This is a genomic window from Ligilactobacillus sp. UO.C109 (assembly GCF_026847815.1).
GTDB classification, from domain to species: Bacteria; Bacillota; Bacilli; order Lactobacillales; family Lactobacillaceae; genus Ligilactobacillus; species Ligilactobacillus salivarius.
Window position 1 is genome coordinate 56262 of the sequence record NZ_JAPSFH010000028.1, and the last position, 17023, is coordinate 73284.

The 17023-nt window shown below is 33.0% G+C and carries 15 protein-coding genes and 2 pseudogenes; 4 read left to right on the forward strand and 13 right to left on the reverse strand.

Features of this window, described 5'->3' with window-relative positions:
* Nucleotides 1-55: 55 nt before the first annotated feature.
* The gene (locus OZJ21_RS08460) at nucleotides 56-1681 is read right to left on the reverse strand and encodes a malolactic enzyme (protein ID WP_268857666.1); all 1626 of its coding nucleotides are present in this window, start codon (nucleotides 1679-1681) and stop codon (nucleotides 56-58) included.
* A 141-nt stretch (nucleotides 1682-1822) separates the two neighbouring features.
* On the opposite strand from OZJ21_RS08460, the gene OZJ21_RS08465 reads away from it, so the two are divergent.
* Nucleotides 1823-2704, forward strand: coding sequence for a LysR family transcriptional regulator (locus OZJ21_RS08465; RefSeq protein ID WP_003703042.1), 882 nt, complete (start codon nucleotides 1823-1825; stop codon nucleotides 2702-2704).
* A gap of 65 nt (nucleotides 2705-2769) precedes the next feature.
* Here OZJ21_RS08465 and OZJ21_RS08470 read toward each other — a convergent pair whose 3' ends face one another.
* The 6 genes and pseudogenes from OZJ21_RS08470 to OZJ21_RS08495 form a co-directional block, all read right to left on the reverse strand.
* Entirely contained in the window at nucleotides 2770-3204 is a 435-nt protein-coding gene (locus OZJ21_RS08470) for a MarR family winged helix-turn-helix transcriptional regulator (protein WP_003705201.1), read from the reverse strand.
* A 333-nt stretch (nucleotides 3205-3537) separates the two neighbouring features.
* Nucleotides 3538-4071, reverse strand: coding sequence for a TetR/AcrR family transcriptional regulator (locus OZJ21_RS08475; RefSeq protein ID WP_003705202.1), 534 nt, complete (start codon nucleotides 4069-4071; stop codon nucleotides 3538-3540).
* 28 nt (nucleotides 4072-4099) lie between these two features.
* A complete protein-coding gene (locus OZJ21_RS08480; RefSeq protein WP_003703052.1) occupies nucleotides 4100-4543 on the reverse strand; it encodes a universal stress protein in 444 nt (147 codons plus the stop codon).
* 123 nt (nucleotides 4544-4666) lie between these two features.
* Nucleotides 4667-5113 carry a CopY/TcrY family copper transport repressor gene (locus tag OZJ21_RS08485; RefSeq protein WP_003705203.1) on the reverse strand — a complete coding sequence of 149 codons (447 nt, stop codon included), beginning with the start codon at nucleotides 5111-5113 and terminating at the stop codon, nucleotides 4667-4669.
* Between the two features lie 141 nt (nucleotides 5114-5254).
* Nucleotides 5255-6652 carry an LPXTG cell wall anchor domain-containing protein gene (locus OZJ21_RS08490; protein ID WP_268857667.1) on the reverse strand — a complete coding sequence of 466 codons (1398 nt, stop codon included), beginning with the start codon at nucleotides 6650-6652 and terminating at the stop codon, nucleotides 5255-5257.
* 3 nt (nucleotides 6653-6655) lie between these two features.
* Nucleotides 6656-6727 (reverse strand): annotated as a pseudogene (locus tag OZJ21_RS08495) (hypothetical protein); the annotation flags it as partial.
* A 128-nt stretch (nucleotides 6728-6855) separates the two neighbouring features.
* On the opposite strand from OZJ21_RS08495, the pseudogene OZJ21_RS08500 reads away from it, so the two are divergent.
* Both OZJ21_RS08500 and OZJ21_RS08505 read left to right on the forward strand, forming a co-directional pair.
* Nucleotides 6856-7866: pseudogene (locus OZJ21_RS08500) on the forward strand (DUF1002 domain-containing protein); the annotation flags it as partial.
* A gap of 208 nt (nucleotides 7867-8074) precedes the next feature.
* A complete protein-coding gene (locus OZJ21_RS08505) occupies nucleotides 8075-8683 on the forward strand; it encodes a DedA family protein (RefSeq protein ID WP_268857669.1) in 609 nt (202 codons plus the stop codon).
* Between the two features lie 64 nt (nucleotides 8684-8747).
* Here the strand turns inward: OZJ21_RS08505 and OZJ21_RS08510 are convergent, their stop codons facing one another.
* The 5 genes from OZJ21_RS08510 to OZJ21_RS08530 all read right to left on the reverse strand — a co-directional run bounded on the left by OZJ21_RS08510 (nucleotide 8748) and on the right by OZJ21_RS08530 (nucleotide 15002).
* A complete protein-coding gene (locus tag OZJ21_RS08510; RefSeq protein WP_268857670.1) occupies nucleotides 8748-9944 on the reverse strand; it encodes an acetate/propionate family kinase in 1197 nt (398 codons plus the stop codon).
* An 81-nt stretch (nucleotides 9945-10025) separates the two neighbouring features.
* The gene (locus OZJ21_RS08515; RefSeq protein WP_268857671.1) at nucleotides 10026-10595 is read right to left on the reverse strand and encodes an acetyltransferase; all 570 of its coding nucleotides are present in this window, start codon (nucleotides 10593-10595) and stop codon (nucleotides 10026-10028) included.
* Between the two features lie 105 nt (nucleotides 10596-10700).
* Complete coding sequence (locus OZJ21_RS08520) at nucleotides 10701-12122, reverse strand: anion permease (RefSeq protein WP_003710641.1); 1422 nt, start codon at nucleotides 12120-12122, stop codon at nucleotides 10701-10703.
* 92 nt (nucleotides 12123-12214) lie between these two features.
* Nucleotides 12215-13600 (reverse strand): flavocytochrome c, encoded by a 1386-nt coding sequence (locus OZJ21_RS08525; RefSeq protein WP_268857672.1) that lies wholly within the window; start codon nucleotides 13598-13600, stop codon nucleotides 12215-12217.
* A 19-nt stretch (nucleotides 13601-13619) separates the two neighbouring features.
* On the reverse strand, nucleotides 13620-15002 hold the full coding sequence (locus OZJ21_RS08530; RefSeq protein ID WP_268857673.1) for a class II fumarate hydratase: 1383 nt from the start codon (nucleotides 15000-15002) through the stop codon (nucleotides 13620-13622).
* A gap of 294 nt (nucleotides 15003-15296) precedes the next feature.
* On the opposite strand from OZJ21_RS08530, the gene OZJ21_RS08535 reads away from it, so the two are divergent.
* Complete coding sequence (locus OZJ21_RS08535) at nucleotides 15297-15590, forward strand: DUF454 family protein (RefSeq protein ID WP_047035856.1); 294 nt, start codon at nucleotides 15297-15299, stop codon at nucleotides 15588-15590.
* A gap of 58 nt (nucleotides 15591-15648) precedes the next feature.
* On the opposite strand, the gene OZJ21_RS08540 is transcribed toward OZJ21_RS08535, so the two are convergent.
* Entirely contained in the window at nucleotides 15649-16983 is a 1335-nt protein-coding gene (locus OZJ21_RS08540) for an FAD-dependent oxidoreductase (RefSeq protein ID WP_268857674.1), read from the reverse strand.
* Nucleotides 16984-17023 lie beyond the last annotated feature (40 nt).

Sequence of the window (17023 nt, forward strand, 5' to 3'; positions counted from 1 at the left end):
CTCCTCCTAATCTATTCTCATTCTCTCTATCTCTTTGTCTTTCTTAAAATAAATATTAATAGCGTGGTTCCCATTTCATATTAGCTACAGCTTTTTTAGCATCTGTCACATTTTCTTTAGATAATCCCTGATCAATGACTGATTGAGCTACAGTTTCAGCAACTGTTGTTGTAAATTCTTGTAACTTATCAATTGGTGGTAAAACTGGTGCACCTGGTTCATCAGGATCAACAATTCCGCCTAAAGCATGACTTGCTTGGGAAATCATTTCTTCATTCAATACTTTAGAACTTGCTGCCATTGCACCAAAACATACACCTGGATAAATCAAAGCGTTGTTAGCTTGACCAATCTTATAAGTTACCCCATTATATTCAACATCATCTGATGGAATACCTGTTGCAACTAAAGCACGACCTTCAGTCCACTTAATCAAGTCATCTGCATGTGCTTCAATCAACTTAGTTGGGTTAGAAATTGGGAAAATGATTGGACGTTCTGTATGTGCAGCCATTTCTTTGATTACACTTTTAGTAAACGCACCTGGTTGAGTTGAAGTACCAATCATAACTGTAGGATGAACTGCTTTTACAACAGCTTCTAAGTTTGTTAATTCATCAGCATTTTCAAATTCATCGCGTGAACGAACAAATGCTTTTTGACCTTCAGTTAATCCTTCTGTATCGTCAAATAACAATCCTTGTTTATCAACAAGATAGAAGTGTTTCTTAGCTTCTTCTTCACTCAAACCTTGACGTTTCATTTCATCAAACATTAAACGAGCAATACCAATTCCAGCTGTTCCAGCACCAAAAGTTAAGAATTTTTGATCTGTGAATTTTTGTTTTGAAATGTTTAAAGCACCTAAGACACCTGCTAAACAAACAATACCTGTACCTTGAATATCATCGTTGAATGTTAAAATCTTATCTTTATACTTGTTTAAAATAACATCAGCATTAGAACGACCAAAGTCTTCAAAATGTAGCATTGATTCTGGGAATAATTTTTGAACTGCAGCTACAAATTTATCAATTAATTCATAGTACTTTTCACCATAAACACGTTCATGTTTGTTACCTAAGTACAATGGATCATTCAATAATTCTTTGTTATTAGTACCTGCATCAATAGAAACTGGTAAAACTTGTGCTGGGTTAATACCTGCTGCAGCTGTGTAAACCATTAATTTACCAATAGCAATATCAACACCATCAACACCCCAGTCACCAATACCTAAAATTCCTTCAGCATCAGTAACTACAATTAAGCGAATGTCACGACCATCAGCTGCATTTTTCAAAGTTGTTTCAATTGATTCAGGTTTATCGATTGAAATAAATGCTGCTTCTTGAGGACGCATAAATAAATGATTGTATCCTTCGATTGATTCAGCAACTACTGGATCATAAACAATTGGCATAAATTCTCTTAAATGTTGTCCCATTAGATAAAAGAATAATGTTCTATTAGTATTAAATAAGGACATTAAGTAAATTCTTTTTTCCAATCTTGATGTCTTTGAGCTATACTGTTCATAGATACGTTCAGCTTGTTCTTCGATTGTTTGAACGTGACTTGGCAATAATCCTACTAAGCCTAATTCTTCTCTTTCTTCTTTAGAGAAGCCTGTACCTTTATTTAAAAATGGATTTCTTAAAATTTCTTGTGGCGTTACCATATAAATTCCTCCCATGTAAATATCTAATTTACCTGTTTACATGGTGCATTATAGTTTTGGGTTAAAATTATTGTCAAATAAAGATACAACTATTAATATTATTTATATGATAAAAAGAAAGGTTATTATACCGGTGATTAAATGGATACGAAAAGTTTAGAATATTATCACAAATTAGTTGAAGAAAAAAATTTTTCAAAAGTTGCGGAATTTTTTGAGGTTAGTCAACCTACTATTACGTTAGCTATCAAACGTCTAGAAAATGAATATCAAACAAAATTTTTTCTACGTGATCGATCACATAAAGAACTTATTTTGACTAAAGATGGTAAGCAGTTTGATAGACATGTAGTCACAATTCTTAATGAATTAGAAATTGCACGTAAAGAAATTTCTCGAAATCAGGAACAAATGATCCGTCTAGGACTGCCTCCTATTATTAGTCAGTTCTATTTCCCACAAATTACTCCAGGTTTAACAGATAACAAACTTTTAAGACGAATCGAACCCTATGAAGAAAAAGGATCTGCTATTCTATTGAAAATGTTAAAAGATGGTACTTTGGACATGTCTTTGCTTAGTTCAACTACTCCATTAACTGATAAGAACTTGAAAGCACATATTATTTCAAAAGCTAATTTTAAAATTATTGTTAGTCCTCAACATCGCTTAGCAAATAGAAAAAGTGTAACTTTCAATGAATTAGTAAACGAAAACTTTATTAACTTAAATTCAAGCTTTATTCATGCAGAAGTTTTTAAACACTTTGCCCACGAGGCACATTTTCGTCCAACTATTATTTTTCAAACAAGCGATGTCCCGTTACTAAAAAGTTTGGTATCTCAAAATACTGGAATAGCTTTATTAACGGACTTGGCTTTGAAAAACACTGACGATCTAGTTGCACTAGATATTGAAACTAATATTCCACTAAATTTCATTGTTTCAATTGCATACCGTCGTTCTCATATTTTAACTCCTAACCAAAGTAAACTAATTTCTTTATTAACAGATAAAAAATAGTCTAGAATCATCGATTTTGGAATCTTTGATTCTAGACTATTAATTATTTATTTACTTATGAGTAGTTATCTAGGATTATTTTCAGCAATAAGTTCTGTTGCTTGGCGTAATACACGCTTAAAAATAGCTAAGTCACGTGGAGCTACTTCATCTTCTAAACGTTCTTGCAAATTATCCCAAAATTCACTTTGTTGTGCTAAAGCATTAGTATAATCTTCTGTAACTGATAAATGTGTAACACGTCTATCTTCATCATCGATTTTTTTTGTCACTAAACCTAGACTTGTTAATTTTTTAATATGATAATTTGTATTAGGTGTAGATTGACCTAATAACTTAGAAATTGTTCCAATAGTAGGATTATCTAATTGGTTAATTGCTTCTAAATAGTACATATCGATTGCACCTAACTTGTCCAATTCAACAGCACCTTCATAATAATCATGTAATCTAATAAGTTGTGTTAAGTTAACCATCGCTCTTTGAATAGAATTGCTCATTGATCTTACCTCCAATTTACTAAGATTGCCTTATATCCTTTTTATGCAATAAACACAAATTCTATCGTATAATAAAACATACATATAAGTAAATAGCAAATACCATAAATTTATTTAAAATAACATTTTCAGACAAGTTTACAGTTGTACTTAATTTACCTGTTTGTATTATACTTTATTATTTTTATCTTGTAAAATACTTTGGCTAAATTTTTTTTACTGCAATGAAATTTAAAATTATTGACTATTTTTATAAAATCATAATAAAAGCACTAACTATCAACACTTAATTTAGTATTGATAGCTAGTGCTTTTACTTAATTACTTACAATGTTATGGCATGAAATTCCTAAAGAAGTCGATTAACTCTTCTTCTGGTGTTTGAAAATTTTGTTCTACCCAATCCACTACAACTGTTAGAACTCCACCAGCAATCATTTTAGCCGTCATTTCCGGAACTGCAGAAGTGCTTAGAGCATTTCTCACCCAGTTAATGTCAGTAAAATTTTCTGTGTCTTCTTTCGAACCTTGCAGTAACTGTTCGCTGAGCATATTAGTAATAATATTCATCAGTGTAACATCATTATTATTAATTAATACATTTCTAAAAAGCGGCTTATCATTGCCAATCATTGTAACAACTGAATTAATAGTATCATGTGGGTCAAGTTCAGCAACCATGAAAGTTAAGAAACTATACTTTAACAAATCAAATTTATCAGTAAAGTAACGATAAAATGTACTACGATGTACTCCTGCTTCACGGCAAATTTGATCTACCGTTATCTTTTCAAGTGGTTCTTTTCGCAAAAGTACTAATAAACTATTACCTAATGCTTCTTTTCTTCTGGCTTGTTGCTTTTTCATTGACCTATTACCTCATAATTTTTAATTATTAGCGTACTACTAACACTGAAATTGGGGAATATTTAACGATATAAGCAGCTTGTGAACCAAAATATTTTCTAATTCCAGTTTTGGATAAAGCACCGATAATTAGTAAATCTGGTTCAACCGCAGGGATAATATGCTTAACAATTTCTTCACCGGCATTTCCTTCAGAAAATACTAGTTGAACATTTTTTACACCTGCTTCTAGCGCTATTTTTTTGTAACCTTCCATGTGCTTTTCTAATTCTGCACGTTCACCATGAATATAATCACGTGACATAGCTTGATAAATATTCATTTCATCTTTTTCTAAAATAGAAGTAATAACTAAAGTTGCATCTAATTCAATAGCTCGACGCATGGCTACACGGAATGCTAATTGAGCATCTTCTGAATCATCTACACCAACTAGTATCTTTTTAATATTTTTAATATTTTCAGAGTCCATCTCTTCCATCCTCTCAACAAAAAATTGTACCTGCAAAGCTACGATTTTATTATACTTTATTCCCCTAAGTTTTTAAATATATTTTTTAGGATAACCAAACTTTTTATTTCAATACTGTAAAAATCAATTATCCATCTCCATCATACAATCACAACTGCCATTAGGAACACAGTTACATGGCAATGATTCTGGAGCATTTTTTGCTTTAACTTCAAGAATTGACTCAAGTTTTTTTATATCATCTTTGGATAATTCTACATTATTCAATACCGTTGCCAAAGTTTGACCCACATGCATCTGACAAATATTTCCAAAACTTGTTAATATTTGTTCGTTAATTGTTTGTTGTTCTTTAATAATAGGATAGTAAATATAGGCTCTACCTTTCCGTCTAGTTCCTACATATCCCTTTGCTACTAAGCGACCAATTAATGTTTTAGTGGTAGCTGGTTTCCATTGTCTTCTGTCAGATAAAGCTTCGATAATTTGTCGACTTGTTGTTTCACCTAAAGCCCAAATAACTCTCATAACATCCCACTCTGCATTACTGATCTCAACTTTTTCCAACATTTCCACCACCTTAAAAAATATTATATATAATAGTATACCACTATCTTATATATTTTAAGTAGTAGTACATACAAATTGCACAAAAAAAGATCAATAACTTTTACGCTATTGATCTCTTTTGCTAGTCAATCTTTATCTTAACTAGTCTTTCTTTCTCTTTTTACCTAAGCCGAACAAACCTAAGATTCCTATTAATGCCATTCCGATTACAGATAACTTCTGACTATCATTATTTTCACCAGTTTGTGGTAATTCACCTGCTTTAGCATTAGCAGTATTCTTACCAAGTGAATTATTATCTTTATTAATCTTATTATTGGTATTTGTTGGTGTAACCTTCACGTTAGAGTTTGTAGTATTACCATTACCTTTAGCAGTTACTAATTGACTACCTGGAATTGTATTTGTTGAACCATCTGGGTATGTTAGTGTTGCAGTTCCGTCATCAGCTATAGTTACCACTGTACCTGGATTAAGTTTTTCCAAGTTATTTGATAGTTCTTCTTTTTCGCTATCTGTTAGTTTGTTTGGATCGTCTACTTTTACCTTGTCGCCTGGTACCTTTGATTCGTTCTTATCTGCGTCGCTCTTTCCTTCTACCACTTTGTCACCTGGAATTGTATCCTTGGAGCCATCTGGGTATGTTACTGTTGTAGTACCATCATTGCCTACTGTAATTTGACTACCTGATGGAAGATTACCCTTATTGGCATCAGTCACATTAGTCTTAACTTGGTCTTTTTCACTATCAGTCAAATGACTTGGATCTGCTACTGGTACTTTGGTTTCTGGAACACTTGGAGTAGTCTTGTCTGCATCTGTTGATTGACGAACTAAGTCACTTCCTGGAATGGTGTCCTTAGAACTATCTAGATAAGTTACTGTTGTAGTACCATCATTACCTACTGTAATTTGACTACCTGATGGAAGATTATCCTTATTGGCATCAGTTACATTAGTTTTGACTTGGTCTTTTTCACTATCAGTCAAATGACTTGGATCTGCCACCGGTACCTTCTTTTCTGGAACACTTGGAGTAGTCTTATCTGCGTCGTTTTCTGGACTTACCAAATCGCTACCTTTGATTGTATCAGTTGACTTATCTGGGTAAGTTACTGTAGTTGTTCCGTCAGCACCTACTGTAACTTTAGTGCCAGCTGGGAAGTTACCCTTATTAGCGTCTTCCACATTCTTCTTAACTTGATCTTTTTCAGTTTCTGTTAAGTTGCTGTTATCTGCTACTGGTTCCTTGGTTGCTGGAACATTTGGTGTGATCTTCTCAACGTCAGTTTCTGGACGTACCAAATCGCTACCTTTGATTGTATCAGTTGACTTATCTGGGTAAGTTACTGTAGCTGTTCCGTCAGCACCTACTGTAACTTTAGTACCAGCTGGGAAGTTACCCTTATTAGCGTCTTCCACATTCTTCTTAACTTGATCTTTTTCAGTTTCAGTTAAGTTGCTGTTATCTGCTACTGGTTCCCTGGTTGCTGGAACATTTGGTGTGATCTTCTCAGCGTCAGTTTCTGGACGTACCAAATCGCTACCTTTGATTGTATCAGTTGACTTATCTAGGCAAGTTACTGTAGCCGTTCCGTCAGCACCTACTGTAACTTTAGTGCCAGCTGGGAAGTTACCCTTTTAATTTAAGATTGTTTGCAAATTCTTAAACGGTATCTTCTTTTTATACATGGTATAATTTATATTATAAAACTATTCCTTTATTTAGGAGGGGTATTTCTATGAAATCAAAAAATATTATTAAAATTGTAACAGGAACTATTATAGCCACCACTATTATTAGTCCCGTTGTTCCTGTTATACAGAATATTTCTGTATTTGCAGATACAACTAATTCAAATTCTAGTAACTCAAATACACACACTCTAAATTCTGCATACGTAGTCTACGGGTCTGGAGTCTCATCAGATATCTACTCAAGTTTAAATGATGTTTTACAAACAGATTCTTCATTTAAAACTATGACGGCAACAGCAGATGATTACCGTAAATATATTAATAACAATAGTAATACAACTAACGCTGCTATGATTAGTTCTGTTGCTATCGCTCCTGGTGATCCAGGGTCTGGAGTTAAAGTTAATATAAAGAATTATAATGGTGAAAATAATATCACTGAGGTTACTGCTCAGCAATATGCTATGGTTGCTCAAATGGCTGGTGTAACTGATGTAAGTATTGTCGTTACTGCTAACCGCGCTGTATCTGGTGAATCTGCTTTAACAGGTGTTTATAAAGCTTTAGCTACTGACGGTGTAAATATCAATTCTGAAAACACTTCTGCTGCAAATAACGTTTTAGATGCTACTCAATCTGCTATTGATGCTAATAAAGATGATAAAAGTTATCCTGGAAAATTAATGGCAGCTGTAGGTGATGTTTCAAAACAAATTGCTCAGCAAAAACAAGATGATTCTAGTAACTTAGCGACTAAACAAGACATCCAAGATATGTTAAATAAAGCTCTAGAAAAACGTGGCATAGCCGATACAACTAATCAAACTCAGATTACACAAATTGTTAATGCTTTAGTAGTATTTCAAAATGCTCCTATTTCATCAAGTAAAACTTACGTAAATACTGTTGATGATACGATTAATAATGTAAAAAACTCAACTGGTAACTTGATGAATAAAGCAAAAAATTGGGCTAATAGTGAAAAATTTGGTCAAACAACTGAAGAAGCTAAGGGCTGGTTCGCTAAATTCACTGATTGGATAAAAGGTATTTTTGGACAAAAATCTGATAATTCCACAGACACAGATACTAACACTAACGAATCAAGTAATACGACTTCATCCTCTGACACTTCTAGTGTTGTAGATGATAGCTCCAGTAACGAAAATACTGATACAAATAATTCTGAGAATTGGTGGACACAATTTACCAATTGGATAAAAGGATTATTTGGACAAAACAATAACTAATTTGGAGGTTTTCATGAACACAACAGTTCTTACCGAGCTTATTAATCAATACGGTTACTTGGCAATTGCACTGCTGATTGCTCTTGAAAATATTTTTCCCCCTATTCCATCAGAAGTTATTTTAACCTTTGCTGGTTTTTTAACTTTAAATAGCGAACTACACATTCTAGGGGTAATAGTTGCATCTACCATTGGAGCTGTTTTAGGTGCTTTAATACTATATCTAGCTGGGCATCTACTTTCAGCTGAACGTTTGGAAAAAATATTATCTGGAAAAGTTGGACAATTACTTCACTTTAACGATAAAGATATAGCCAAGTCTATTAGTTTCTTCAAAAAACATGGTAGTAAAGCAATCTTTTTTGGTAGACTAGTTCCTGTAATTAGAAGTCTAATCTCTATTCCAGCTGGAATGACACATTTCGATTGTAAAAAATTTATTGTTCTTTCCTTTTTAGGAACAGCTATTTGGAATACTATTTTAATTTGCTCTGGACACTATCTTGGAGCATCTTGGGAAAAAATTCTTACAGTTTTTGATTCTTTTACTACAATAATTGTTATTCTCTTATGCTTAACAATTATTGGCTATTACTTCATCAAATTAAGAAAGGCAAAATAATATAGGATTGAGATTTTGAAAAATTCATAATCTCAATCCTATTGTTTTATATAATTAAATTTTATTATTTATTCATTAATGCTTCAACATCGCAACAAATCATATATTCTTCATCTGTTGGAATCCGCATTACTGTAATACTTGAATCTTTTCCCGAAACAATACCTTCTGTCCCGCGTTTAGCATTTTCTTCTTTATTAATTGTTACTCCTAAAAACGATAGCTTATTCATTATAGCTTCCCTGGTTTCTGGTGAATTTTCACCAATACCAGCAGTAAAGACAATACCATCAATACCTTCCATTTCCATATAATATTGTCCAATATATTTGACAATATCATTGTAGAATAACTTAATAGCTAGTTCTGCCCTCTTGTTATTTTTAGCTGCAGCTGCTTCAACATCGCGCATATCCAAAGATACACCAGATACACCTAAAAATCCTGACTCTTTGTTCAACATATACAAAATTTCAGAAACAGATTTCACTTTTAACTTCTTCATCATATACGCTACTAAAGAAACGTCCACATCACCTGAACGTGTTGCCATTTGAATACCAGTTAATGGAGTAAAGCCCATTGAAGTATCGAATGATTTACCATTCTTTACCGCAGTAATTGAAGCCCCTGCACCTAAATGACAAGTTACTAACTTCAAGTCTTCAACAGGTTTACCCATTAATTCTGCAGCACGTAAAGATACATAACGATGACTTATACCATGTGCTCCGTAACGTCTTACACCGTATTCTTTATACCAATCATATGGTGTACTGTACATAAAGTTTTCTTCTGGTAATGTTTGATGGAATGCTGTATCAAAAGCAACTACACTCAAAGCATTTGGAAGTAACTTTTTGAAGACTTTAATACCAACCAAGTTAGCAGGATTATGTAATGGAGCTAGTTCAATAATATCTTCAATCTTCTTAATTACATTACCATCTACAGGAACAGATTTCTTGAAATATTCACCACCAGCAACTACACGATGACCTACCGCACTAATTTCGTTAAGATCAGTTACTATATCTAGTTTCTTTAATAATTGTAGCAATAAATCAACCGCAACAGTGTGATCTTTTATTGCTTGGACCTCACGATGTTTTTTCTTATCTCCATATTTAATTGTAATAATCGAATCATCTAACCCTATTCGTTCAATAAGGCCACTAGCCAAAACATTTTTAGATGGGGATTCAAATAATTTGAATTTTAAACTAGAACTTCCAGAATTAATTACAATAATTTTTCTCATAAAACTCACTCTCGTTTCTTCAACTGGTTACACTATATATAATATTATTTATTTAAAGCGATTTCAAGTGCGTAAGACCAATTATTTAAGCGGTTTTATACATGGTGGATTCCCAGTAACTAAAGAATTACTTGGTACATCTTTAATAACTACACTATTTCTCTCAACTACTACATTATCTCCAATTGTAACTCCTCCACCAATCACAACATCGTCTTCAATGACAACATTATTTCCAATCGTTATCGGTAGATCTTTAACCCAGTGATCCGCACGATATTGGGGATTTTCAGCATGTTTGGAAGTAAATATTCCTACATTATTTCCGATTTGGACATTGTCTCCTATTGAAACTTCATTACAGTCTATTAATTTAAAATTATTACCTATTGAGACATGATTTCCAACATGAAAATTAAATCCAAATTCACAAATAAAACCTGCTTTAAACACGAAATTTTCTCCATAACTTCCTAATAAATCTAAGATTAAATTTCGATCTGCTTCTCCTTTTATTTGGTAATCACTATTATATTTACGACAATTAGTAAAAGCATAGTTTCTTGCATTATCTATATCTTCATCAAAATCGTAGTATAAATTTCCTTGATTTGTTATCTTCTTTATCTTTTCAATGTCAAAATTTTTCATCGTATAAACCTCAAAATTTCTCAAATAAAAAAAGGTTGTCAAAAAAGATCAACCTTTCTTTAATATTAAGTTTATCTATATCTTCGTTAAAAGCAACTGTGTATTTTACCACATGCCGATAACTTTCATCCAAAGTGTTCCTACAACCATCCACAAAACGATGTAGATAATTCCTAAGAAGGCATTCATTTGCCACCATTTAGATTGTGTTACATAACCAGAGCCAAACAATACTGGTGCTGGACCTGAAGCATAGTGTGTTGTAGATGCACAAAGATTACCAAAGAATCCCAACATCAAAGCTGCTAACATTCCTGGAACACCAGCAGATACAGCTACACCTAACAAAGCTCCGTACATCGCACTGATATGTGCTGTTGAAGATGCAAATAAGTAATGGCTATAGAAGAACGCTAAAACTAAAATTAATAATATAAAGAACCAACTAATACCATGTAATGAACCAGCAATCGTCTTACTCAACCAAGGAATAAAGCCTAATTCATTTAATTGACTAGCCATCATTACTAAAACTGAGAACCATGTCAATGTGTTCCAAGCACCACTTTCATTTAAAATATCTTTCCAAGTTAAGACACCTGTAATCAACAATAAGGAAAGTGCCATGAAGGCTGTTAAAGTAGCATCAATCTTTAATGTACTACCTAAGACCCACAATAATAATGCGAAAATAAAGATTCCGATCATTACTTTTTCAGGAACTGTTATTTTACCCATTTTTTCTAATTCTGAATCTGCCCATTCCTTAGCATTTGGAGTCTCTTTTATTTCAGGTGGATAAAGCTTGTAAATAATAAATGGAATGATAATTAATGACAATAAACCTGGAACTAATCCAGCTAAGAACCAATCCATCCATTGAAGATGCACACCATTACTCTTAGCTAAAGTTTGAACTAAAGGATTTCCGGCCATCGCTGTCATAAACATTGCTGAAGTAATCATATTACCATGGTATTCAGCAAAAATTAGAAATGAACCGATTTTTCTTTCTGTTTTCTTCTTAGGATCTGAGTCAAATTCTTTGGCTAATGATTCAATAATTGGGTACATGATACCACCTGCACGTGCTGTGTTAGAAGGCATTGCTGGTGCTAAAATCAAATCTACCCCGATTAATGAATAAGCCAATCCTAAAGTACGTTTACCAAATAACTTAACAAATATCAAGGCAATTCTTCTACCCAATCCTGTTTTAATAAAGCCACGGGCGATAAAGAATGCCATTGCAATCAACCAAATACTTGCATTACCAAATCCTACGATTGCCTTTTCCATTGGCACAGTTCTCGTCAAAACAACCAAAGCAAAAGCGATAATTGAAACTGCACCAATTGGTAGAGGTTGTGTAATACATGCAATAATAGTAGCAACAAACAAAGCAAACATATGCCAACCAGCAACTGAAATTGCTACTGGTCTAAGTGGAGTTGCAAACCAGATAATTAAGCCCACTATAACTGGGACTATAAACTTTTTATAATCAACTTTTTCCAATGATTTCATAAAAAATTCTCCAAACTTCTCTATGTAGGGGATTTGCTTATTTTACAAATCCTTAGAAAAAGGTTGAGATTTTACTGCTCAACCTTTATTTGTTATTTTTCTAAAAATGCTTCGCGTCCAGCTTGTATACCGAAAATAACCGTTTCTGCAATAGAGTTACCACCGATACGATTATTGCCGTGTAAACCACCTGCAACTTCTCCAGCAGCTAAGAGACCAGAAATTATATCACCATTTCCATCTATAACTCTTGTACGACTGTCAATATGGATTCCACCCATTGTATAATGGATAGCAGGTGCAATATGAATAGCGTAGTATGGAGCTTCACTAATCTTTCTTTCCATTCCTGTTTTACGATCAAAATCAGTATCTTTACCAGCAGCAACCATTTGATTCCAGTTGTTAACTGTTGCTTCTAATTTATCTGCAGGAACATTAATCTTTTCTGCTAATTCTTTCAAATCAGATCCATGTTCTACCAAGCCGATACTATCGTAGAATTCAATAGCTTTTACTCGACTGCGAATATCTTTATCAAAAATTAAGTATGCACTGTGTTCAGGTAAAGCAGTAATAGCGTTAGAAACAACTTTTCTTGTATTAAGTTCATTTACAAAACGTTGTCCTTCACCATTTACTAAAATGCCACCTTCACCACGAACAGCTTCGCCAATTAAGAAGGCATGTGGTGTATCTTGTTGTACAGTTGGATGTACTTGAATTAAATTCATTTGTACAACTTGGGCACCTAATTCTTCAGCTAACTTAATTCCATCTCCAGTAGCTCCGGGATGGTTAGTTGTCTTGTAGCTAGCTAAATCCGGACGATATTTCTTGATAATATCTTGAGCAGCACCAAAACCACCTGTAGCTAATAATACTGTTTTGGCATTAATTACTTTTTCACCTTCGCTAGTTTTTACAGTCACACCATTTACTCGACCATTTTCTTTATTAACTTTTGTAACAGTTACATTATTGAAAACTGGTAAATTTTCATCTTGAGCAATCTTTAATAGATTCTTTATCAAGAAAGCTCCAATTGGTGCCATGCTAGATGGGCGATGAGTTCTCATTTTACTCATACCACCAGTGAAAGTTAGTTCGTCTAATTCAATCCCATGATCTTTTAACCAATCAATTGCAAGAGCTGAATGACTAGTGAAATATTTTAATAATTCTGGATCATTTAGCTTTCCACCACCTTTATAAGTTTCCTTATAAAAGTCATCCATATTATCAACAATTCCATGATGTAATTGGATGTTAGTTTCAGCAGCATTCATTCCTGAAGAAGCACGATTAGTATTACCACCAAATTTTTCCATTTTTTCTAAAACAACTGGCTTCAAACCTAATTCATGTGCTTGAATAGCTGCTGTTAAGCCTGTACTACCAGAACCTACGATCACAACATCATAACTACTTTGTAATTTTGAAATATTCCATGGTTCAAAAATAAATTTTTCAGCCATTATATATCCTCCTAAAAGTTTATCGATCGATATTTGTCATCTTCAATGGATCTACCCATTCATCAAATTGTTCAGGAGTTACCTTACCTGATGCAATTGCAGCTTCACGCAAAGTTGTTCCTTCTTTATCTGCCTTTTGAGCAATCTTAGCACTGTCATGGTATCCAATATGTGGAGATAGAGCTGTAACTGTCATCAAGGAATTATCTACTAATTCTTTCATGCGAGCTTCGTTAACAGTTAAGCCACTAATCATCTTATCTGCAAAGCCTCTCATTGTTCCTGCTAATAAGTCAGCTGATTCCAAGAAAGCTTCAATTAATACTGGCTTGTAAACATTCATTTCAAAATTACCTTGAGAAGAAGCCATACCAACTACAACATCATTACCTGTAACACGAACTGCAGCCATAGTAATTGCTTCTGCTTGAGTTGGGTTTACTTTACCAGGCATAATGGAAGATCCTGGTTCATTTGCTGGGATATTCAATTCATCATATCCTGCACGTGGACCTGAAGCTAAGAAACGTACATCATTAGCAATCTTCATCAAGTCGTCTGCTAAAGTCTTCATTGCTCCATGAACTACATTTAAGTTAGAGTGATGAGATAATCCATAGAATTTATTACTTTTAGCTGTAAATTCATGTCCGTATACTTTACCAACTTTTTCAGCAATTACATCAGCAAATCCAGGAGCAGCATTCAAACCAGTTCCTACTGCAGTACCACCCATTGCTAATTCTAAAAGTGTACCGTCTAATTGTTTTAAGTATTCAAGATCATGTTCTAGAGCTGATACCCAGCCAGATACTTCTTGACCAAAAGTTAATGGTGTAGCATCTTGTAAATGAGTACGTCCAATCTTAACTACTCTCCAATATTTTTCTTGTTTTTTCTTTAATTCATCAATCAAGTGTTGTGCAGATTCTTCCAACTTAGCTACTGCATCTGCAGCTACAATGTTCATTGCTGTTGGGAAAATATCATTAGAACTTTGACCTTTATTAACATCATCGTTAGGTAAAATTTCAAGTTCAGGATTTAATTTTGCAGCTTGATGAGCTACTACTTCATTACAGTTCATATTTGTTTGAGTACCAGAACCTGTTTGATAAACTTTTAATGGGAAATCTTTACGAAGATCTTCATCACTTAAAGCAAGTAAAGTATCGATACTTTCAACAATTAACTTTCCCTTTGTTTCACTAATCTGGTTTAATTCCATATTTGACTGTGCAGCTGCCTTTTTAATTTGAAGTAAAGCACGAATTATTTCAATTGGCATAAAACGTCCAGTTGGAAAATTGTTACGACTACGTTCTGTTTGTGGTCCCCAAAGTGCAGTCTTAGGAATCTTTACTTCTCCTAATGTATCTTCTTCAATGCGAAATTCTGACATAATTAATCCACTCCTTAAGTAAATATTAAGAAATCACTTTCAATGTTAATGATACAATTCACATATTCATATAGTCAAATATTATATACTCTATAAAATATTTTTATATGTAGCTCAAAAACACTTATAAATAAAGCATTTATAATTTAAGGAGTTAATTATGGATATTCGTTTTTACAAAAAATTATTTGTTCTGTTTTGCACAAATTAATAAATTTTCTTAAAATAATCTTTAACCACTTTATCATTATTTTGTGCTATACTTTTTATAAATGATAGTAAAGGAGACATTTTATGCGTTTTGTTTTAAGAGGAATTTGGTTAGTACTTGCAATTTTCTTTTTTGTCTTAGGATTAGTCGGTCTAGCTTTACCAGTAATCCCTCAAGTACCATTCTTTCTTTTATCAATTTACTTTACGTCTAAGTTTTCTCCTAGATTCCATAACTGGATTTCAAACAATAGATTGTACAAAAAGTATTTATTGCCATTAAAGAATGCTATTAAGAGTGAAAAAGAAGTTGTCAAAGATAAATCTAAACAAGTTTGGTATAAAGTATTAATGGCTAAATTAGGCTTTATCCGTTAGTCAAAAAGTCCTACTTTAATCTTATGGCCGATTAAAGTAGGACTTTTTTGTTATTCAATTAACCTTTCAACACATCATTTAGTGCTTCTGACATTGTTGGATGAGTGTAAATTTGATCTCTTAACATTGTATATGGTAATTTAGCTTTCATCGCCAACGCAATTAAATTAATTACTTCATATGATTCTTCACCGTAAATTGTCGCACCTAAAATTTCTTCTGTATCTGGATCTACTAAGATTTTATACATTCCACGAGTATTTCCTATTACTTTAGCCTTGGGAATGGAAGTAGCTGCCAATTTAAATAGCTTATACTCAATTCCCTTATTTTTAGCTTCCACTTCATTTAAACCTACTCTGGATAATGCTGGTGTAATAAAAACGCTATAAGGTATTATATTTCTATCACTAACTTTTCTTTCACCTTTTCCATAAAGTTGGTCAAAAATAATTCTAAAGTCATCTAGAGAAATGTAAGTAAATTGAGGTCCGCCTTTAACATCGCCAATTGCCCATACATTTTCTGCAGTTGTTCTTAAATAATCATCAACTTTAATTGCTCCACGTTCATCTAGTTCAATATCAGTATTTTCTAATCCTAGACCTTCAGTTACTGGCTTTCTTCCAGTTGCTACTAATAATTTATCGGCTTTAACAGTTTGCTTTTTACCATTAATTTCGTAAATGATTTCCACTTTATCAGATAAATCCTTAACTTCTACAACTTTTGCCCCTAATTTAAATTCAATACCATCTTGACTTAAATCATTGAAAAGCATTTCTGATATATCATCATCTTCACGCTTTAAAAACTTTTCGTTAGTGTCTAAAACTGTTACTTTAGCCCCATAACGAGCAAACATTGAAGCAAATTCCATACCAATATACCCAGCACCTAAAATTACTAATTCATTTGGTAAGGAATTTTGATCCATAGCTGCTGTTGAATCTAAAATATACTTACTTTCTTTCAAACCTTTAACTTGTGGAATTATCGGAGTAGCTCCAGTATTAATAAAAATTCTTTCTCCCTTAACCTCAGTCCTTTCACCACTATCCAAAACAATTTCAATCGTATGATTATCAATAAACTTAGCTGTTCCATCTAAAACAGTTGCCGTTTCTTCATCTGCAACCATATGATAATTTTTATTTCTCAATACAGTCGTCATTTCATCCTTTTCCTTAACTGCATCTTCAAAATTAATTCCACGTTGAGCATTAATGATCATTTTTTTCGATGGTAAACAAGCAATATTAATACATGTCCCACCATACATTTTCTTAGATTTCTCCACTACTAAGACTGATTCACCTTTAGCAGCTAAATTCTTGGCTAAAGTTTTTCCACCTTTTCCAAATCCAATGACTATATTTTTAAATTCTTGCATTTAATATCCTCACTTTCCAATTTAAATTCAACCAAATTGT